Raw genomic sequence first — 19,214 nt, forward strand, 5'->3', positions numbered from 1 at the left:
TCAGGCCTCCTTCGCGACGGGGTTGGCCGCACGCTCGGCGGCACGCATCTCCACGCCGGCGTCGTGCACGGCGCCGAGGCCGGAGAAGGACGGCTTGGACAGGGTCTTGGAGCGGGACACCAGCGCCACCAACGGGTGCGTGACGATGAAGACCACGAGCAGGTCGATCACGGTGGACATGCCGGTGGTGAACGCGAAACCGCGCACGTCGCCGACGGCCAGCGTGTACAGCACCGCGGCGGCCAGGAAGCTGACGCCGTCGGCCGACAGGATGGTGCGCCGCGCCCGGACCCAGGCCCGTGGCACCGCCGACCGGAACGACCTTCCCTCGCGCACTTCGTCCTTCATGCGTTCGAAGAACACCACGAAGGAGTCGGCCGTGATGCCGATCGCGATGATGAAACCGGCGATGCCGGGCAGGTCGAGGCTGTAGTTGATCCACCGCCCGAACAGCACCAGGATCGCGTACACGACCAGGCCGGAGCAGACCAGCGAGAGCAGCGTCAGCACGCCGAGCGCCCGGTAGTAGAACAAGCAGTAGACGATCACCAGGAGCAGGCCGATGCCGCCGGCCAGCAGGCCGGCCTGCATGGAGGACAGGCCCAGGGTGGCCGACACCGTCTGGTTCTCCGACACCGTGAACGACAGCGGCAGCGAGCCGTAGCTCAGCGAGTTGGCCAGCGCCTTGGACGAGGCCTGGGTGAACGAGCCGCTGATCTCGGTGTTGCCGATGATCTGCTGGTTGATCTTGGGCGCGGACTGCACCTGGCCGTCCAGCGTGAACGCGGCGTAGTTGCCGACGTTCTTGCCGGTGTAGTCGGCCCACGTCTTGGCGCCGTCCGGCTTGAAGGTCAGCGTGACGATCCACTGGGCCTGCTGCTGGTCGAACTGGGACTGCGCGGTCGAGATCTGCTTACCCTCGAGGAAGGACGGGCCCAGGATGTACTTGTTCTGGTGGTCCCGGTCGCAGGTGACCAGCGGCTTGTCCGAGTCGTCGTAGCCGGACATCGGGTCGGGCTTGGCGCAGTCGAGCGCGGCGAACGCGGCGGCCTGGGCGTTCGGGTCGGTGGCCACGGCCGGGTTCTGCCGCAGCGCCTTCGCCTGCTGGATCGCCTTGGCCTGGTTCGGGTCCGCGACACCGCTCACGGTCGGCGCCGGGCCGGTCGTGGTGGTCGCCGACGCGCCCGTGGAGGACGGCGGCGGGGTCGTCGTGGTCTGCGCGGCCTGCTTCAACGGCACCGGCATGCCCTGGGGCTTGGCCGAGGTCGAGGTGGCCGGCGCGGAGCCCGTGGTGCTCGGCGTGGTCGAGCCGCTCGGCTTGACGGTGTTGCCGCTGGTCGTCGGCTTGCCCGAGGTGCTCGGCGGGGTGACCGGCGCGATCATCGGCGAGCCCGACTGCGGGTCCATCAGCACCGGCCGGAACTTCAGCACGGCCGGCTGGCTGACCGACTTGAGCTGGTCGCCGTCGTTGCCCGGCGCGGTGATCACCAGGTTGCTGCCGTCCTGGACGATCTCGGCGCCGGAGACGCCGTTGCCGTTGACCCGGTCGGCCAGGATCTGCTTGGCCTGGGTCAGGGAGTCCTGTGCCGGTGGCTTGCCGTCCGGGGAGATCGCGGTCAACGTGACCCGGGTGCCCCCCTGCAGGTCGATACCGAGTTTGGGCGTCGGCTTTCCACTGCCGGTGAAGAACACCAAGGCGTAGAGCACGACCACGATGAGGGCGAAGACACCCAGGTAACGCACTGGGCGGATCTGCCCGGCCGGAGGTGCCACGGTCGGTCGGTCTCCTCGTGCTGATAGTTGTTGGTGGTGTGCCCCGGCGCCCGGGTCGGACGACGGAGAGCCCTCACGTGGCGGTCAGAGTGCGGGCGAGGTCGCAGCGTACTCCCCGCCGTGTGAGGCGCGCGTCACTGTGCGAGGTCGCCCCGGCTCGGACGACCCCGCATCGGCCGGACGGCTCAGCCCTTGGTCTTGCTCTCCAGCGGCGGGGCGATCTCGGCGTTGCTCGCCGGCTCGCCCGCGACCTGCTCCTCGTCCTCGGTCTCCACGACGTCCGAGTCGACCGTCGGGTTCACCTTCTCGCGGACCGCGGCGCGCAGCCAGGTCGTCACGACACCCGGCGCGATCTCGATGTCGATGTTGGTCTCCGAGTCGACGCTCGCCACCGTGCCGAACAGGCCGGACGTGGTCATCACGCGATCGCCGACGGTCAGCGACGTCTGCAGCTGCTGCTGCTGCGCCACCGCCTTGCGCTGCCGGCGGCTGCCGAAGAAGAGCATGCCGCCGACCAGCACGATGAGCAGCGGGAGCAGCAAGGCCTGGGGGTCCATCATTCTCCGTTCGGTGACGGCCCATACCTTCACAGGGCGTCACATGCTGGGGTATGCCCATTGAGTCTGCCACACGGCTTATCGCCCATAACCCGTGGCTGGCGGCTCGCCCGGCGCCTCGGCCGGCGGCGTCAGGCCCAGGTGCTGCCAGGCGGCGACCGTGGCCACCCGTCCCCGCGGCGTGCGCGCGAGCATGCCGGCGCGCACCAGGAAGGGCTCGCAGACCTCCTCGACGGTTCGCTAGTATACCTTTCGGCTCCAGGCTTTGGCCTACCACAAGCTCCAATGTCTTTCAGATCTAGGCTACAACGGAATCAGTTTGGTTGCTCGGGACTTCATCCGTCGGGGCCCATTTGCCGGTAAACTTGTTAACTGTGACTGGTCCTAGAGATGCTAATGAGGATGGGATTTCCGGGCGACAACTCATGTCGCAGAGCGGACCCGTTACGAGGCTCGAAATGGCGCCAGAGGCTTAGGATACGTGCAACCCCTCCACCGGGCCCCCGCTGAAGCTCCTGACCAGCGCGTTCAGCACCGCGCGGTCCACCGGTCCAGGCCGAGGTCGTCCACGTCGTAGACGGCCAGCGCGGCCCGCGCGACGTCGGTGCTGATGATCCCGTTCGCGCGCACCTCGGCGTAGTCGCGGACGCGGCGCAGCAGGCGGTTGGCGATACGCGGTGTGCCCCTTGAACGGCGAGCGATCTCGGCCGCGCCGTCACCCGGGAGGTCCATGCCGAGGATCGCCGCCGAACGGTGCAGCACCTGCTCCAACTCGGCCGGCGTGTAGAACTCCATGTGCCCGGTGAAGCCGAAACGGTCACGCAGCGGGCCGGTCAGCGAGCCGGACCTGGTGGTCGCGCCGACCAGCGTGAACGGGGCGATCTCCAACGGGATGGAGGTCGCGCCCGGGCCCTTGCCGACCACGACGTCGACGCGGAAGTCCTCCATCGCCAGGTACAGCATCTCCTCGGCCGGGCGGGCGATGCGGTGGATCTCGTCGATGAACAGGACGTCGCCCTCGACCAGGTTGGACAGCATCGCGGCGAGGTCGCCGGCGCGTTCCAGGGCCGGGCCCGACGTGATGCGAATGGCCGCGCCGAGCTCGGCAGCGATGATCATCGAGAGGCTGGTCTTGCCCAGGCCGGGCGGGCCGGACAGCAGCACGTGGTCCGGCGGCTGGCCGCGCATCTGGGCACCGCGCAGCACCAGTTCCAGCTGCTCACGAACTCGGGGCTGGCCCACGAACTCCGACATCCGGCTCGGTCGCAGCGACGCCTCGACGTCGCGCTCGGTCGGTTCCGCGAGCGCGGACAGCGGCCCGTGCTCGTGCTCGTCGAAGTCGCTCATCGCTTGCGGCCCAACGATGTCAGCGCCTGCCGCAGCACGAAGGCGGTGTCACGGGGGCGCCCAGGATCCGGCACTGCCTTGGCCAGCACCGCGTCCACCGCCTGCTCCGCCGCCTTCGCCGCGAAACCGAGGCCCAGCAACGCCTCCGTGACCTGCGCGCGCACGAGCTCGGCGTCGGCGCTGGTCTCGGGGCCGGGGGTGCCGCTGGTGAGCGCGCCGACCTTGTCGCGCAGCTCGATGATCAGGCGTTCCGCGCCCTTGCGGCCGATGCCGGGCACCTGCGTGAGCATCGAGGTGTTGCCCTCAGCCAGCGCCGCCCGCAGCTTGTCCGGCTCCAGCACCGCCAGCGTCGCCAGCGCGATCTTCGGGCCGATACCCGACACTGTCAGCAGCAGCCCGAACAGCTGCCGCGCGTCCGGGTCCGTGAAGCCGAACAGGGTCAGCGAGTCCTCGCGCACGATCAGTGCGGTGTGCAGCATCGCCTCGGTGCCGCGGCGCAGGCCGGCCAGCGTCGTCGGCGTGGCCAGCACGGCGTAGCCCAGGCCGCCGACCTCGATGACGGCATGGTCCAGAGCGATGGACAGCACCGGTCCACGTACCGACGAGATCACCGTGCTACTCCCCTGTTCGCGGCCTCGGCCAGCCGGGCCTTGTGTCGACGTTGCAGTTCCGCGGCGCGGGCCTCGGCCTGCGCCAGCCGGGCGATCAGCGGCGCCCGCCACAGATGGCAGATGCCCAGCGCCAGCGCGTCCGCGGCGTCCGCCGGCTTGGGCGCGACGGTCAGGCCCAGCAGACGGGTCACCATCGTCGTGACCTGCGCCTTGTCGGCCGTGCCCGAGCCCGTGACGGCCGCCTTGACCTCGCTCGGCGTGTGGAAGGCGACCGGCAGGCCACGCTTGGCCGCCAGCAGCGCCACCACCCCGCCGGCCTGGGCCGTGCCCATCGCCGTGCGCACGTTGTGCTGGCTGAACACCCGCTCGATCGCCACCACCTCGGGGCGGTGCCGGTCCAACCAGTCCTCCACCACCTCGGACAGCTGGAGCAGGCGCCGGGCCAGGTCCTCGTCGGCCGGAGTCCGGGCCACGCCCACTTCGACGCAGCGCACCGTGCGCCCCGGCCCGCCGTCGACCACGCCGAGGCCGCACCGGGTCAGCCCAGGGTCGACGCCAAGCACCCGCACTTCGTCCCGCCTCCGCCGATTCGCCGAACACCCGTTCGAGCGGGGACATTACCGGGCCCGGTGATCGGCTCCGCCGGCAACACGCCGTTATGCAGGGAAGGACGCCTTACCCTCGTTGAACGCAGGTAAGGCGTCCTTCCCTGCATCAGCGACATCAGCGGGACAGTCGCCCGACCGCCGCGACGGGATTTCAGGCGCCGTCGATGCCCGGGCGCCAGGACTCCGGGCGGCCGCTCATGGTCAGCACCGGCTGCCACTGGGCGAAGCCCTGCGGCGCCTGCGGATGCCACGGCCAGAAGCCGCCCTCGGACGGCACGATCAGCTGCACGGCCGGGAAGTCTCCGGTGGGGTACAGCAGGAAGGCGCTGCCGAAGAACTCCGGGTAGTAGCCCCGGGCCACCCGCTCCACGGTGATCGGCACGCCGTTGAAGAACTGCCGGTACAGCTGCCCCGGCTGGAACCGCACGCCCTGCCGGGCCTCGTTCACGTACGCGGTGATGAGCACCCGGCCCAGCTCCAGCGGCAGCCCGATGACCACCGCCTCCGCCACGCCGAACCGCCGCCACGCGCCGACCGTGAAGCAGTAGGGCGCCCCGTGCTCGTCGCCCGCCACCTCGACCACCGCGTTGCCGTGGTCCTCCGCCTGCTTCAGCAGCCACTGCCGCATGTCGCGGTCGGCGTCGGGGAGCTTGTTCATCGCGGAGTTCGGAGGTGGCACGGCGTCATTCTGCACATAAACGCTGTGAACTAAAAGTGTTGCCCGGCAACTTGCGTTGCCGGGCAACAAAAATCTGTGGAACTCAGGCGTCGACCTCGGCCATGACCTCGTCGGACACGTCGAAGTTGGCGAAGACGTTCTGCACGTCGTCGCAGTCCTCCAGCGCGTCGATCAGCTTGAACATCTTGCGCGCGCCGTCGGCCTCCAGCTGGACCGTCATGGACGGCAGGAAGTTGGCCTCGGCCGACTCGTAGTCGAAGCCGGCCTCCTGCAGCGCCTTGCGGACCGGGATGAGGTCGCCGGCCTCGGACACGATCTCGAAGCTCTCGCCGAGGTCGTTGACCTCCTCGGCGCCCGCGTCCAGCACGGCCATCAGGACGTCGTCCTCGGACACGTCGTTCTTCGGCATGAGCACGACGCCCTTGCGCGAGAACAGGTACGCCACCGAGCCCGGGTCGGCCATGTTGCCGCCGTTGCGGGTCATCGCCGTGCGCACCTCGGACGCCGCGCGGTTGCGGTTGTCGGTGAGGCACTCGATCAGCACGGCCACGCCGTTGGGCCCGTAGCCCTCGTACATGATCGTCTGCCAGTCGGCGCCGCCGGCCTCCTCCCCGCCGCCGCGCTTGCGGGCCCGCTCGATGTTGTCCAGCGGCACCGAGTTCTTGCGGGCCTTCTGGATCGCGTCGTACAGCGTCGGGTTGCCGTCCGGGTCACCGCCCCCGGTGCGGGCCGCCACCTCGATGTTCTTCACCAGCCGCGCGAACAGCTTGCCGCGCTTGGCGTCGATCGCGGCCTTCTTGTGCTTGGTAGTCGCCCACTTGGAGTGGCCGCTCATGAAACTTCCTCCGTCAGACTCGACGACCTCGACGACCGTTCCCACGACGCCCTCAGGCCGCGCGGACAGTCTCCACGAACAGGCGGTGCACGCGCTCGTCGCCGGTGAGCTCGGGATGGAACGCGGTCGCGAGCACGGACCCCTGCCGAACTGCGACGATCCTACCGGCGGCGACGCCGCTGGACGGTATGTCGGGCACCCGGGCGAGGACCTCGACGCCCTCGCCGACCGACTCCACCCAGGGGGCGCGGATGAACACCGCGTGCACCGGGCCGCCGTCGACCCCGATGACCGGCAGCTCGCACTCGAACGAGTCGACCTGCCGGCCGAAGGCGTTGCGCCGGACCACCATGTCCACGGCGGCCAACTGCTGCTGGTCGGGGCGGCCGTCCTCGACCGTCCCGGCCAGCAGGATCATGCCGGCGCACGAGCCGTACGCGGGCAGGCCGTCGACCAGCCGCTTGCGCAGCGGTTCGAGCAGCTCGAAGGTCTCCAGCAGCCTGCTCATGGTGGTCGACTCGCCGCCGGGCAGCACGATGCCGTCGACCTCGGCGAGCTCCTCTGGCCTGCGCACCGGCCGCGCGATCACATCGCACTCGGCCAGCGACACGAGGTGCTCACGCACGTCGCCCTGCAGGGCGAGCACGCCGATGACGGGCTGGGCGGGCACGGGTGAGCGACCTCCTGGACGGGTACCTGAACCTCCAGCTTATTGACCGCCGACCGGGACCGCGCTCGTTACGTCAGCAGGGCATGCCTGGGCATGTAATTCACACCGGCCCTGCTAGATAGCGGAACAAATCAAGCGAATCCTAGGACGACACTGGTTGAAGCAGTGAAGACTTCCCGGTGATTTCCTAATAGACAATCACCCAATCCCAATATGTAAGAACCGGGGGCTGGATGAGTCTTCGTACTACCCCTGTCACTCCCTCACGTATCGCGATGACCGCCGCGATGCCCGGGATGGAGAAGAAGGCGACCTGCTCGGCGCCGCCGGCGAAGCCCATCATCACCACGATCAGCACCAGGAAGCCCAGCGTCAGCCAGCCCGTCCACGGCGCCCCCGGCATTCGGTAGTGCGGCCGTTCGATCTCGCCGCGCAGCGCCTTCTGCCGCAGCCGCATCTGACAGAACACCAGCGTGGCCCACGTGGCGACCACGCCGAGCGAGGCGATCGCGGTGGCGATGTCGAACGCGGCCGTCGCCCCCTTGAACTGGTTGAGCGCGACACCGGCGACGTAGATGACGCTCGTGAACAGGATGCCGCCGTAGGGCACGTGGTTGCGGCTCATCTTGCCCGCGAAGGCCGGGGCCTCCTTCTTGTCGGCCAGCGAGCGCAGCACGCGGCCGGTGGAGTACAGGCCCGAGTTGCAGGAGGACAGGGCCGCGGTCAGCACGACGGCGTTCATCAGGTCGCCGACCCAGGGCAGGCCCAGCGCGCTGAACACCGTGACGAACGGGCTCTCCGACGAGCTGTACATGACCGAGGGCAGCAGCATGGCCAGCAGGGTCACCGAGCCGACGTAGAAGATGGCGATGCGCCAGACCACGCCGTTGATCGCCTTGGGCATGACCTTGTGCGCGTCCTTGGTCTCGCCGGCGGCGATACCGACCAGCTCGATCGCCGAGTACGCGAAGATCACCGCCTGCAGCGCGATCAGCGCGACGCCGACGCCGTGCGGGAAGAAGCCGCCGTCGGCGACGAGGTTGGACGGGCTGGCCGGGTGACCGGCGATGGTCGTGGACGTGACCACCAGGCCGATGCCGACCAGCAGGAACGCGATGATCGCGGCCACCTTGATGACCGAGAACCAGAACTCCAGCTCGCCGAACAGCTTCACCGAGACCAGGTTGATGGTCAGCAGGGCGACCAGGGCGATCAGCGCGGTGATCCAGGTCGGCAGGTTCGGCAGCCAGCGCTGCACGTAGATGCCGACCGCGGTGATCTCGGCGACGCCGGTCATCGCCCAGTTCAGCCAGTACATCCAGCCCGCGGTGAAGCCGGCCCACGGGCCGATGAACTCACGGGCATAGGTCACGAAGCTGCCGGACGTCGGCCGGTACAGGACCAGCTCGCCCAGGGCCCGCATGACGAAGAAGGCGGCGGCGCCGCACAGGGCGTAGGACAGGATCAGGCCGGGGCCGGCGGCGTGCAGGCGGCCGCCGGCGCCGAGAAAGAGGCCGACGCCGATGGCGCCGCCCATCGCGATCATCTGCACCTGGCGGTTGCCGAGGGACTTCGCGTAGCCCTCGCCCTCGTGGGAAGAATCCACGGAAACGGTTTCCCTTCGATACTGCGAAAGGCACCGAAACCGCCCCCGGCTCCGGTGCTGGAGAACTCGACCTCGGGGTGAGACGGACCACACCCTGATGAGGACGGGACTCTAGCCAGCGAACGGAGCAGCCCTCTATTCCGTTTGAGCAAGCCTTGATGTGACGAGCGACACCGTTTAAGCGACGCCGAACAGCCGCAGCACCGCCGTCGTTCCGGCGGCCACCAGCACCACCAGCACGAACGGCACCTTTCGCCAGGCCGCAATGCCCCCGACGCCGACGCCGGCCAGCAGCGCCCAGCCGCCGAATTTCCCGCCGGGAACGAACGCGTTGACCGCGACAAGGGCAAGAAGAAGCGCCGTCGCGGCCATTGACAGCAGCATTTGCACGCGCGGCGGCACGGTGATGCGATTGCGGAGTTGGGGGCCGGCGAAGCGAATGCCATAGGTGCCGGCGGCCAGGGCCAGCACGACCGTGAGCGTCATGCCGTCACCTTTCGCCGTGTCGGGAGCGCCGCGACGACACCCAATGCCGCCAGCACGACCGGAATTCCCGGCGGCAGTAACGGCGTAGTAGCCACCGCGACGGCCGCGCCGAGCACGGCCACGCGCAGCGTCACCTTGTCCTTGAGCGCCGGCAGGATGAGCGCCAACATCGCCGCCGGGAAGGCCGCGTCCATGCCGAAGCGGTTGGGGTCGCCGATGACCTGGCCGATCAGGGCGCCGACGAGCGTGCCGGTGTTCCACGTCAGGAACAGGGCCAAGCCGCAGGTCCAGAACGCCGCCTTGGCCTTCTTGCGGTCACCCTGGGCCATGGCGAAGGCCACCGACTCGTCGATCAGGATGTGGCTGCCCACGATGCGGGCCGCCAGCTTCCGGCCGAGCAGGTCGCCCATGGCCAGGCCGAACGGCAGGTGGCGGGCGTTGAGCAGCAGGCCGGCCACCACCGCGGCGATCGGGCTGCCGCCCGCGGCCACGATGCCCACGACCATGAACTGCGAGCCGCCGGCGAAGACCAGCAGCGACATCGCGCAGACCAGCGCCACCGAGATGTGCGCCGCCACCGCGATCGCGCCGAAGGACGCGCCCGTCACGAAGGCGGTCAGGGCGATGGGCGAGACATTGCGGACCACGGAGAGGTCTAATGTTCGCCAGATCGAACGAACCATAGTGCAAGCTGAACACCCCGCACCGACGTTCGTCAAGCCGAACGTCCCGACCGATGGAACGAACACGTGGATCGCAGCTCCGCCCCGCTGGACGTGATCGCCGCCGCGCTGCGCCGCGAGCGTGACCGCGTCGGCCTGTCCCTGTCCGAGCTGGCCAAGCGGGCCGGCATCGCCAAGAGCACCCTGTCCCAGCTCGAATCGGGGGCCGGCAACCCCTCCGTCGAGACCCTGTGGGCCCTCGGCGTCGCCCTCGGCGTGCCCTTCTCCCGCCTCGTCGACCCGCCCCGGCCGCCCGTCCGCGTCGTCCGCTTCGGCGAAGGCCCCTACCTGCACTCCGAGCAGTCCAGCTACCGCGCCGCCCTCATCTCCGCCTGCCCGCCGTCCGCCCGCCGGGACATCTACCTCGTCACCATGAGCTCCGACAACGGCCGCCACTCCGTCCCCCACATGCCCGGCACCGTCGAGCACCTCGTCGTCTCCACCGGCCGCGTCCTCGCCGGCCCCGCCGACGAGCCGGTCGAACTCGGCCCCGGCGACTACCTCTCCTACCCCGGCGACGTCCCGCACCTCTACCAGGCGCTGGATCCCGACACCGTCACCGTGATGGTCATGGAGCACGTGTGACCCGATCGTGGCGGGCCGGCCGGGGTTAGCCTGAGGGCATGTCCGAGAACGCGTGGGCGCACGACCCGGCCCACCCCGAACCACCGACAGGGCGCGTCATCCGACCGGCCGTCCTGTCGCTCGACGCCTATATCGAACGCGCCGACGCGGAGCGCAAGTCCTTCGACGGTCCCACGATGGCCCAGTGGCTGGAAGAGATCCGAAAGCTCGACTGGGGCACCGTCACGGTCGAAGACATCGTCGACGACATCCGCAGCTATCGCGACAGGGATGAATCGTGACCGAAACCATGTCGTCGACGCATCGGCACTGGTGGCGGTCTTCATCGGCAACGCGGCTCCGCCCGAGTTGCTGCCGCGGATCGTGTCCGCACGGGCTTTCGCACCACATCTGATCGATCTCGAGGTGCTGCACACCCTCAGTCGCCGCGAACGACACGGGGCAGTGCCGCCGGCGACTGCGCGCATGGCGGTCGACCGCCTGCCGGCGCTGCCGATCACTCGCATCGAGCACCAACCGTTCGTGCCGCGGATCTGGGAACTCCGGCACAGCATCACCGCATACGATGCCGCCTACGTGGCACTCGCCGAGCAACTGGACGTCCCGCTGATCACCTGCGACGGCAAGCTCGCCCGCAGCCACGGGCACACCGCGAAAATCGAGCTGTACCCCGTGTCCTGACCGCGAGTCCCGCTCTCGGGCAACCATGTGTCGAGTTCATGACTGCCCGAGAGCGGGACTCGCGGCGTTGACAGGGGTGGTTGGGGCTGGCTAATTTCGGGGGCGGAGTCGAGAGGCGCTGCAGCGGACCGTGTCCGCCACGCTCGGCTCCGTGTGAACGTCACAAGGGCGCCTCCCGAAGCGGGAGGCGCCCTTCGTCATGAGGGTGGGCCTCCCGGTCAGCATGCGGAGGAAACCGGAATGAACGGGAAACTGAGGCAGGTCAACGGGATCGACTTCGCCGTGGCCGACCTGGCGCTGGCCGAGGCGGGGCGCCACCAGATCCGGCTGGCGGAGCTGGAGATGCCGGGCCTGATGGCGCTGCGGGCGGAGTTCGGCGAGAGCAAGCCGCTGGCCGGGGCCAGGGTCGCGGGCTCGCTGCACATGACGGTGCAGACGGCGGTGCTGATCGAGACCCTGGTGCACCTGGGGGCCCAGGTGCGCTGGGTGTCCTGCAACATCTTCTCCACGCAGGACGAGGCCGCCGCGGCGGTGGTCGTCGGCCGTGACGGCACGGTGGACGCGCCGCGGGGAACGTCGGTGTTCGCCTGGAAGGGCGAGACGCTGGCCGAGTACTGGTGGTGCACGGACCAGCTGTTCACCTTCCCGGACGGCGAGGCGCCGAACCTGATCGTGGACGACGGCGGCGACGCGACCATGTTGGTGCACAAGGGAGTCGAGTTCGAGACGGCCGGCGCGGTGCCGGCGGCGACCGAGAAGGACAGCGAGGAGTACGGCATCCTGCTGGCCACCCTCACGGCCAGCATCGCCCGTGACGCCAAGCGTTTCACCCGGGTCGCGGAGCAGATGCGCGGCGTCTCCGAGGAGACGACGGCCGGCGTGAACCGGATGTACCGGCTGGCCGCCGAGGGCGAGCTGCTGTTCCCGGCGATCAACGTCAACGACTCGGTGACGAAGTCCAAGTTCGACAACAAGTACGGCATCCGGCACTCGCTGGCCGACGGCCTCAACCGGGCCACCGACGTGATGCTGGGCGGCAAGCTGGCCGTGGTCTGCGGCTACGGCGACGTGGGCAAGGGCGCGGCGGACTCGCTGCGCGGCCAGGGCGCGCGCGTCGTGGTCACCGAGGTCGACCCGATCTGCGCGCTGCAGGCGGCGATGGAGGGCCTCGAGGTCGTGCACCTGGAGGACGTGGTGCACAAGGGCGACATCTTCATCACCACCACCGGCAACCGCGACATCGTGATGGCCGAGCACATGGGCCGGATGAAGCACAACGCGATCGTCGGCAACGTCGGGCACTTCGACAACGAGATCGACATGGCCGGGCTGGCCAAGGTGCCGGGCATCCGCAAGGTCGAGATCAAGCCGCAGGTGCACGAGTGGGTGTTCCCCGACGGGCACGCGGTCATCGTGCTGTCCGAGGGCCGGCTGATGAACCTGGGCAACGCCACCGGCCACCCCAGCTTCGTCATGTCGAACTCGTTCTCCAACCAGGTGATCGCCCAGATCGAGCTGTTCACCAAGCCCGGCGAGTACGAGCGCCAGGTCTACCGGCTGCCCAAGCACCTGGACGAGAAGGTGGCCCGGCTGCACCTGGACGCCCTGGGCGTGCGGCTGACCGAGCTGTCCAAGGTGCAGGCCGACTACATCGGCGTGGACGTGGCCGGCCCGTACAAGCCGGAGCACTACCGCTACTGACATGCAGGGAAGGACGCCTTACCCGCGATCAACGAGGGTAAGGCGTCCTTCCCTGCATCACCGGGGTCAGGGGTGGCGGCTGCGGGACAGGAAGGCCGTCACGCCGCGTTGGAAGTCCTCATAGGACACTGCCGGGCCGCTGGCGAAGCTGTCGGCGGCGGCGCGGGTGGGTGAGAGCCCGACGCTGACGGCCTGCTTCGCGGCGACCAACGCGGCCCGGGGCTGCGCGGCCACGGGGCCGTATATCTACATGCACTAGCTGAGGCTGTCACAAAATCTTGTGACGCATTCGCCAATTGGAGTATTAGATGGTAGATTAGGCATGCTCACTCAGCTCGCCCTTAACATAACGCCGAGCCTTCATTCGCTTGCTGCTTGGAGTGAAAATGCGCGGAGTGTTCCAATCTTTCTGACGCGGAATGCGACATTTGAAGCAAATTGGCGTTTCCTCCCGTCTTCGGTTGGAGGACCGTTCTGAAAAGCCAATATAGCTCTCCGTGTCTAGAGCAGCTCCCGGGCCAGGCCGTGCCCGGCCAGCAGCGCGAGCCGGGCGGCGAAGGCCGGGCTGACGAGAATCCCCAGCCGCGCGATGGACATGCCGATGCGGGCGTCGTCGGCGAACACCCGGAGGTCGCAGGCCAGGGCCAGCTGGCAGCCCGCCCCGGCGGCGACGCCGTTGACCTGGGCGATCACCGGCGTCGGGCACTCCTCGATGGCGGTGCAGGCGGCCTCCATCGCGGCGAAGGCCCGGTCCACGTCGTCGGGCGCGGCGTGCACCCACTCGCGCAGGTCGGAGCCGGCGCTGAAGGTGCTGCCGCTCCCCCGCACGACCACCACGCGGACATCGTTCGACAGATTTCGAAAGGCCAGCTCCAGGGCCCGCCAGTCCTCGTGCCCCAGGGCGTTGGCGCTCCCGCCGGACCCGAGCACCACTTCCGCGCCACGCCCATCGCTGCGCACCGTCACGTTGGCCGACACCGGACCTCCTGCGTCAACTGTGGATCCCCGCCATCACTCTGATCGTGAACTAGCGTCTACCGCACCCTCAACGGCGAGGTGGTGACGTATGTACACCCCGGTCCTTGCCCCGATCGCCGGCTCCCTGCTCCTGTCCGCCCTGCTCGCGGCGCTGCCGCTGGTGGTGCTTTTCGTGCTGCTGGGGGTGTTCCGGATCCGGGCCTGGCTGGCCGCGGCGATCTCGCTCGCGGTGAGCGTGCTGGTGGCGGTGCTCGGCTATCCGATGCCGGTCGGCCAGGCGCTGCTGGCGGCCACGGAAGGCGCGGCGTTCGGCTTCTTCCCGATTCTGTGGATCGTGGTCAACGCGATCTGGATCTACAACATGACCGTCCACACCGGACATTTCGACGTGCTGCGGCGGTCCTTCGCGCGGGTCAGCGACGACCAGCGGATCCAGGGCGTGATCGTGGCGTTCAGCTTCGGCGCGCTGCTGGAGGCGCTGGCCGGCTTCGGCACGCCGGTCGCGGTGACCAGCGTGATGCTGATTGCGCTGGGTTTCCAGCCACTGAAGGCGGCCACGGTCGCGCTGGTGGCCAACACCGCGCCGGTGGCCTTCGGCGCGCTGGCGGTGCCGATCACGACCCTGGCCACCGTGACCGGTCTGCCGCTGCACGACCTGGCATCGATGGTCGGCCGGCAGACGCCGGTGCTGGCCCTGTTCGTGCCGATGGTGCTGGTCGGCATCATCGACGGCTGGCGCGGCGTGCGGGAGACGCTGCCGGCGACGATCGCCTGCGGCGTGGTGTTCGCGGTCGCGCAGTTCGCGGTGGCCAACTTCTTCAGCGCTCCCCTCACCGACATCGTCGCCTCGCTGCTCAGCGCGCTGGCCGTGGTGCTCGTCGTGCGCCGCCGCAGCCGGGCCGAGAACACCGACAGCCGGGCCGAGGTGCTGCGGGCCTACGCCCCGTACGCGATCATCATCGCCGTGTTCGCACTGGCCCAGGTCCCGGCGATCAAGGACGCCCTGACCAGCGTCACCGTCACGTTCAACTGGCCCGGCCTGCACCTGAACACCCTGAGCGGCAAGGTATCCACGCTGCCGGCGTTCAAGTTCGACTGGCTCGACGCCGCCGGCAGCCTGCTGATCGTCGCCGGCCTGATCACCATCCCCGTGATCAGGATCAAACCCGGCGCCGCCCTGCGCGCCTACGGCGGCACGTACCGTCAACTGGCGACTGCCATCGTCACCGTGATGGCCGTGCTCGCCCTGGCGTACGTGATGAACGCCAGCGGGCAGACCACCACCCTCGGCACCTGGATGTCCAACGCCGGCGGCCTTTTCGCCCTGCTGTCCCCGGTCCTGGGCTGGCTCGGCGTCGCCGTCACCGGTTCGGACACCTCGTCCAACTCCCTGTTCGGCGCGCTCCAGGTCACCGCCGCCCAGCACGCCGGGCTCAGTCCCACCCTGATGGCCGCCGCCAACTCCTCCGGCGGCGTGCTGGGCAAGATGATCAGCCCCCAGAACCTGGCCATCGCCGCCGGCGCCGTCGGCATGGCCGGCCGCGAGGGCGACCTGTTCCGCCGGGTCTTCCTGTGGAGCCTCATCCTGCTGGCCCTGATGTGTCTGCTCGTTTTCCTGCAGTCCACGCCCGTGCTCGGTTGGATGGTCGTGTGAAGCCGACTCTCACGCCATCGTTCCGCGAGATCCTGCTGGCCTGGCTGCCCCGACAACACTGGTACCGAGGCGGATCGAACCATCGGCCGACCGGGTCCTACCGGTTCGAGGACTCGGCCGGCAAGGTCGGCATGGAAACGTTCCTGCTCAGGGTCGACGGCGTCGTCTACCAGATCCCGATGACCTACCGGGGCGCGCCGCTGGCCGGCGGGACGCTGATCACGACGGCCGAGCACAGCGTCCTCGGCCCGCGCTGGATCTACCAGGCCGAGACCGATCCCGTGTGGCGAAAGGAGATGCTCCGCATCGTGCGCTCGAACACGGAGACCGCGAATGGCGTTCGCGGCGAGCTGCTGGCCGAGTTCGCCGACGACGAGATAGTCATCGAACCGGCCCGGATCCGCGGGGAGCCGGGCCGGTTCGATGATGTTGTCGGTGTCGTCACCGGCTACGACGGCCGGCTGGCGACCGTCGTCACCAGCCGCGGGTCGCGAGCTTCTGGGACTCGGGCAGCTCCGAGACGTTGATGCCGACCATGGCCTCGCCCAGGCCGCGGGAGACCTTGGCGATGACGTCGGGGTCGTCGTGGAAGGTGGTGGCCTTGACGATGGCCGAGGCGCGCTGGGCCGGGTCGCCGGACTTGAAGATGCCGGAGCCGACGAAGACGCCCTCGGCGCCGAGCTGCATCATCATGGCGGCGTCGGCCGGGGTGGCGATGCCGCCGGCGGTGAACAGCACGACGGGCAGCTTGCCGGTGGCGGCGATCTCCTTGACCAGCTCGTACGGGGCGCGCAGCTCCTTGGCGGCGGCGTACAGCTCGGCGTCGTCGAGCACGGTCAGCCGGCCGATGTCGGCGCGGATCTGGCGCATGTGCCGGGTGGCCTCGACGACGTTGCCGGTGCCGGCCTCGCCCTTGGAGCGGATCATGGCCGCGCCCTCGGCGATGCGGCGCAGGGCCTCGCCCAGGTTGGTGGCGCCGCAGACGAACGGCACGGTGAACGGCCACTTGTCGATGTGGTTGGCCTCGTCGGCCGGGGTCAGCACCTCGGACTCGTCGATGTAGTCGACACCGAGGGCCTGCAGCACCTGAGCCTCGACGAAGTGGCCGATGCGGGCCTTGGCCATCACGGGGATGGACACGGCGTTGACGATGCCGTCGATCATGTCGGGGTCGCTCATCCGGGCGACGCCGCCCTGGACGCGGATGTCGGCCGGCACGCGCTCCAGCGCCATGACGGCGACGGCGCCGGCGTCCTCGGCGATCTTGGCCTGCTCGGGGGTGACCACGTCCATGATCACGCCGCCCTTGAGCATCTCGGCCATGCCGCGCTTGACGCGGGCGGTGCCGGTGGCGGGAGTGGGCTCGATGTTCACCGTGCCGACCTTTCGGGGTATGCGAGGGGGTACGCACTCCATGCTAGGTCGAACGTGGCCTGGTGTTTGAGGCCAATCCGACACAATTACGGAAGGCCACTTCGCCGACGGGCTTGTCCGACCAGCGCTTCGGGTGTGAGATCGAACACATCGAGGTGTGCTCCAGGTCAATTCGGTTCGTTCAGGAGGTGACCCCATGGGGTCCAAGAACACCGACAACACCCAATCCGGCGGCGCGGTCGCTGTAGCCGACCCGGCCAAGGTCCGCAACGTCGTGCTGGTCGGCCCGTCGGGGGCCGGCAAGACCACGCTCACCGAGGCGCTTCTGACCGCCTCCGGCGTGCTGACCAGGGCCGGGTCCGTCACCGAGGGCACGACCGTGTGCGACCACGACCCCGCGGCCCAGCGCCAGCAGCGCTCGGTCGGGCTGGCGGTGGCCCCGCTGGTCCACCAGGACGTCAAGATCAACCTCATCGACACGCCCGGGTACGTCGACTTCGTCGGCGAGCTGCGGGCCGGCCTGCGCGCCGCGGACGCCGCGGTTTTCGTGGTCGGCGCGTCCGAGGGCGTCGACGCCATGACCATGGCGCTGTGGGAGGAGTGCGCGGCCGTCGGCATGCCGCGCGGCGTCGTGATCGCCCGGCTCGACCACCACCGCGCCGACTTCGACGCCGAGCTCGCGGCCTGCCAGGAGGCGTTCGGCGCCGGCGTGCTGCCGCTGTACCTCCCGGTCCCCGGCTCCGGCAACACCAAGCTGGTCGGCCTGATCACGCAGAGCGTCTTCGACTACTCCGACGGCTACCCGCCGACCGTGCGGGAACCCGACGCCGACCTCGCCGACTTCATGGCCGACCACCGCAACGCGCTGATCGAGGGCGTCATCGCCGAGAGCGAGGACGAGACCCTGATGGAGCGCTACCTCGGCGGCGAGGACATCGACCAGGACGTGCTCATCGCCGACCTGGAGACCGCGGTCAGCCGGGGCTCGTTCTACCCGGTCGTGCCGGCGTGCGCGGCGACCGGCCTGGGGCTGGCCGAGATCCTGGACGGCATCGTGCGCGCCTTCCCGTCGCCGCTGGAGCACCCGCTGCCGTCGGTGACCGACCCGATCGCCGGCACCGTGCTGGAGCTGGCCACCGACCCGGACGGCCCGCTCGCGGCCGAGGTCGTGCGCACCGCCGTCGACTCCTACGTCGGTCGGGTGTCGCTCGTCCGGGTGTTCTCCGGGACGCTGCGGCCGGAGCGGTCCGTGCACGTCTCCGGGCACGGCATGAGCGACCGCGGACACGAGGACCACGACGAGGACGAGCGGGTCGCGCACATCTACTCGCCGCTCGGGTCGAGCCTGCGCGAGGTGCCGTTCTGCGTGGCCGGCGACCTCTGCGCGCTGACCAAGCTCGGCTCGGCCGAGACCGGCGACACCGTGTCCAGCCCCGACCAGCCGCTGCTGATGTCGCCGTGGTTGATGCCCGAGCCGCTGCTGCCGGTCGCGATCATCGCCCGCAAACGGAGCGACGAGGACACGCTGGCCCGCAACCTCGCACGCCTTGTGGCCGGGGATCCGACGCTCCGGTTGGAGCGCAACACCGAGACGCACCAGATGGTGTTGTGGTGCATGGGCGAGGCCCACGCCGACGTCGTGCTGGCGCGGCTGCGCGCCGGCGGGGCCGAGGTGGACACCGAGGACGTGCGGGTGCCGCTGCGGGAGACCTTCGCCAAGGCCGCCCGGGGGCACGGCCGGCACGTCAAGCAGTCCGGCGGGCACGGCCAGTACGCCGTGTGCGACCTGGAGGTCGAGCCGCTGCCGCGCGGATCCGGCTTCGAGTTCGTCGACCGGGTCGTCGGCGGATCGGTGCCGCACCAGTTCATCCCCAGCGTGGAGAAGGGGGTGCGGGCCCAGCTGGCCAAGGGCCTGCACGGCGACCACCCGTGCGTCGACGTGCGCGTGACCCTCATCGACGGCAAGGCCCACAGCGTCGACTCCTCCGACTCGGCCTTCCAGACCGCCGGCGCGCTGGCCTTGAAGGAGGCCGCCGCCAACAGCCGGATCTCGCTGCTGGAGCCCATGGATGAGGTGACCATCCGGCTGCCCGACGACCACCTCGGGGCCGTGCTCGGCGACCTGTCCAGCCGCCGCGCCCGCGTCCTGGGCACCGAGGCCGATATCACGCCCGGGCACACCATGATCCGCGCCGAGGTGCCCGCGACCGAGCTCATCCGGTACGCCGTGGAGCTGCGGTCCCTCGCCTCGGGGACCGCGACCTTCACCCGGCACTTCGCCCGGTACGACCCCCTGCCGGACAACCTGGCGACGAAGATCTGAGGGAGAGAAAGGAATGGCGCGGCC

The 19,214-nt window shown here is 69.5% G+C and carries 21 protein-coding genes and 1 pseudogene; 7 read left to right on the forward strand and 15 right to left on the reverse strand.

Annotated elements, in window-relative coordinates:
- The 12 genes and pseudogenes from secD to KUTG_RS10815 all read right to left on the reverse strand — a co-directional run bounded on the left by secD (position 1) and on the right by KUTG_RS10815 (position 9,855).
- A complete protein-coding gene (secD, locus tag KUTG_RS10765; RefSeq protein ID WP_043716632.1) occupies positions 1 to 1,773 on the reverse strand; it encodes a protein translocase subunit SecD in 1,773 nt (590 codons plus the stop codon).
- Positions 1,774 to 1,958: 185 nt separating this feature from the next.
- Positions 1,959 to 2,330, reverse strand: coding sequence for a preprotein translocase subunit YajC (gene yajC / locus KUTG_RS10770; RefSeq protein WP_043728918.1), 372 nt, complete (start codon positions 2,328 to 2,330; stop codon positions 1,959 to 1,961).
- Positions 2,331 to 2,408: 78 nt separating this feature from the next.
- Positions 2,409 to 2,525 (reverse strand): hypothetical protein, encoded by a 117-nt coding sequence (locus KUTG_RS56145; RefSeq protein ID WP_369794632.1) that lies wholly within the window; start codon positions 2,523 to 2,525, stop codon positions 2,409 to 2,411.
- Positions 2,526 to 2,823: 298 nt separating this feature from the next.
- A pseudogene (ruvB, locus tag KUTG_RS10775) lies at positions 2,824 to 3,677 on the reverse strand (Holliday junction branch migration DNA helicase RuvB); the annotation flags it as partial.
- Positions 3,674 to 4,288: a Holliday junction branch migration protein RuvA gene (gene ruvA / locus KUTG_RS10780; RefSeq protein WP_043716633.1), complete on the reverse strand. Its 615-nt coding sequence runs from the start codon at positions 4,286 to 4,288 to the stop codon at positions 3,674 to 3,676. The gene ruvA and the pseudogene ruvB, both read right to left, overlap by 4 nt.
- Positions 4,285 to 4,857 (reverse strand): crossover junction endodeoxyribonuclease RuvC, encoded by a 573-nt coding sequence (ruvC, locus tag KUTG_RS10785; protein WP_043716634.1) that lies wholly within the window; start codon positions 4,855 to 4,857, stop codon positions 4,285 to 4,287. The genes ruvA and ruvC overlap by 4 nt, the downstream gene beginning before the upstream one ends.
- A 190-nt stretch (positions 4,858 to 5,047) precedes the next feature.
- A complete protein-coding gene (locus tag KUTG_RS10790) occupies positions 5,048 to 5,554 on the reverse strand; it encodes a DUF4262 domain-containing protein (RefSeq protein WP_043728924.1) in 507 nt (168 codons plus the stop codon).
- A gap of 103 nt (positions 5,555 to 5,657) precedes the next feature.
- The gene (locus KUTG_RS10795) at positions 5,658 to 6,410 is read right to left on the reverse strand and encodes a YebC/PmpR family DNA-binding transcriptional regulator (RefSeq protein ID WP_043728926.1); all 753 of its coding nucleotides are present in this window, start codon (positions 6,408 to 6,410) and stop codon (positions 5,658 to 5,660) included.
- 52 nt (positions 6,411 to 6,462) lie between these two features.
- Positions 6,463 to 7,080: a pyridoxal 5'-phosphate synthase glutaminase subunit PdxT gene (gene pdxT / locus KUTG_RS10800; RefSeq protein WP_043716635.1), complete on the reverse strand. Its 618-nt coding sequence runs from the start codon at positions 7,078 to 7,080 to the stop codon at positions 6,463 to 6,465.
- Positions 7,081 to 7,267: 187 nt separating this feature from the next.
- The gene (locus KUTG_RS10805; RefSeq protein WP_052394309.1) at positions 7,268 to 8,686 is read right to left on the reverse strand and encodes an amino acid permease; all 1,419 of its coding nucleotides are present in this window, start codon (positions 8,684 to 8,686) and stop codon (positions 7,268 to 7,270) included.
- A gap of 177 nt (positions 8,687 to 8,863) precedes the next feature.
- On the reverse strand, positions 8,864 to 9,172 hold the full coding sequence (locus tag KUTG_RS10810) for an AzlD domain-containing protein (RefSeq protein WP_043716636.1): 309 nt from the start codon (positions 9,170 to 9,172) through the stop codon (positions 8,864 to 8,866).
- Positions 9,169 to 9,855, reverse strand: coding sequence for an AzlC family ABC transporter permease (locus KUTG_RS10815; protein WP_043716638.1), 687 nt, complete (start codon positions 9,853 to 9,855; stop codon positions 9,169 to 9,171). Before KUTG_RS10815 ends, KUTG_RS10810 begins: the two co-directional genes overlap by 4 nt.
- 66 nt (positions 9,856 to 9,921) lie before the next feature.
- Between KUTG_RS10815 and KUTG_RS10820 the strand changes: the two genes are divergently transcribed.
- From KUTG_RS10820 to ahcY, 4 genes are all read left to right on the forward strand, one after another.
- The gene (locus tag KUTG_RS10820) at positions 9,922 to 10,479 is read left to right on the forward strand and encodes a helix-turn-helix domain-containing protein (RefSeq protein WP_043716639.1); all 558 of its coding nucleotides are present in this window, start codon (positions 9,922 to 9,924) and stop codon (positions 10,477 to 10,479) included.
- A gap of 38 nt (positions 10,480 to 10,517) precedes the next feature.
- Positions 10,518 to 10,760 carry a hypothetical protein gene (locus KUTG_RS10825; RefSeq protein WP_043716641.1) on the forward strand — a complete coding sequence of 81 codons (243 nt, stop codon included), beginning with the start codon at positions 10,518 to 10,520 and terminating at the stop codon, positions 10,758 to 10,760.
- Entirely contained in the window at positions 10,750 to 11,160 is a 411-nt protein-coding gene (locus tag KUTG_RS10830; protein WP_043716642.1) for a type II toxin-antitoxin system VapC family toxin, read from the forward strand. The genes KUTG_RS10825 and KUTG_RS10830 overlap by 11 nt, the downstream gene beginning before the upstream one ends.
- Before the next feature lie 240 nt (positions 11,161 to 11,400).
- Positions 11,401 to 12,861 carry an adenosylhomocysteinase gene (gene ahcY / locus KUTG_RS10835; RefSeq protein WP_043716643.1) on the forward strand — a complete coding sequence of 487 codons (1,461 nt, stop codon included), beginning with the start codon at positions 11,401 to 11,403 and terminating at the stop codon, positions 12,859 to 12,861.
- Between the two features lie 66 nt (positions 12,862 to 12,927).
- On the opposite strand, the gene KUTG_RS58285 is transcribed toward ahcY, so the two are convergent.
- Both KUTG_RS58285 and KUTG_RS10840 read right to left on the reverse strand, forming a co-directional pair.
- Positions 12,928 to 13,095: a hypothetical protein gene (locus tag KUTG_RS58285; protein WP_157494451.1), complete on the reverse strand. Its 168-nt coding sequence runs from the start codon at positions 13,093 to 13,095 to the stop codon at positions 12,928 to 12,930.
- A 267-nt stretch (positions 13,096 to 13,362) separates the two neighbouring features.
- A complete protein-coding gene (locus KUTG_RS10840; protein WP_043728930.1) occupies positions 13,363 to 13,839 on the reverse strand; it encodes an enoyl-CoA hydratase/isomerase family protein in 477 nt (158 codons plus the stop codon).
- An 88-nt stretch (positions 13,840 to 13,927) separates the two neighbouring features.
- Between KUTG_RS10840 and KUTG_RS10845 the strand changes: the two genes are divergently transcribed.
- Together KUTG_RS10845 and KUTG_RS10850 are read left to right on the forward strand one after the other, a co-directional pair.
- Positions 13,928 to 15,493, forward strand: coding sequence for an L-lactate permease (locus tag KUTG_RS10845; protein WP_043716644.1), 1,566 nt, complete (start codon positions 13,928 to 13,930; stop codon positions 15,491 to 15,493).
- Positions 15,490 to 16,020 carry a maltokinase N-terminal cap-like domain-containing protein gene (locus KUTG_RS10850; protein WP_052394311.1) on the forward strand — a complete coding sequence of 177 codons (531 nt, stop codon included), beginning with the start codon at positions 15,490 to 15,492 and terminating at the stop codon, positions 16,018 to 16,020. The genes KUTG_RS10845 and KUTG_RS10850 overlap by 4 nt, the downstream gene beginning before the upstream one ends.
- Here KUTG_RS10850 and pdxS read toward each other — a convergent pair.
- Entirely contained in the window at positions 15,968 to 16,909 is a 942-nt protein-coding gene (gene pdxS / locus KUTG_RS10855) for a pyridoxal 5'-phosphate synthase lyase subunit PdxS (RefSeq protein ID WP_052394312.1), read from the reverse strand. The two genes, KUTG_RS10850 and pdxS, sit on opposite strands and share 53 nt — an antisense overlap.
- Before the next feature lie 154 nt (positions 16,910 to 17,063).
- Between pdxS and KUTG_RS10860 the strand changes: the two genes are divergently transcribed.
- Entirely contained in the window at positions 17,064 to 19,190 is a 2,127-nt protein-coding gene (locus KUTG_RS10860; protein WP_043716646.1) for an elongation factor G-like protein EF-G2, read from the forward strand.
- The last annotated feature ends 24 nt before the right edge of the window (positions 19,191 to 19,214 follow it).

The sequence above is a fragment of the Kutzneria sp. 744 genome (assembly GCF_000568255.1).
GTDB lineage: Bacteria > Actinomycetota > Actinomycetes > Mycobacteriales > Pseudonocardiaceae > Kutzneria.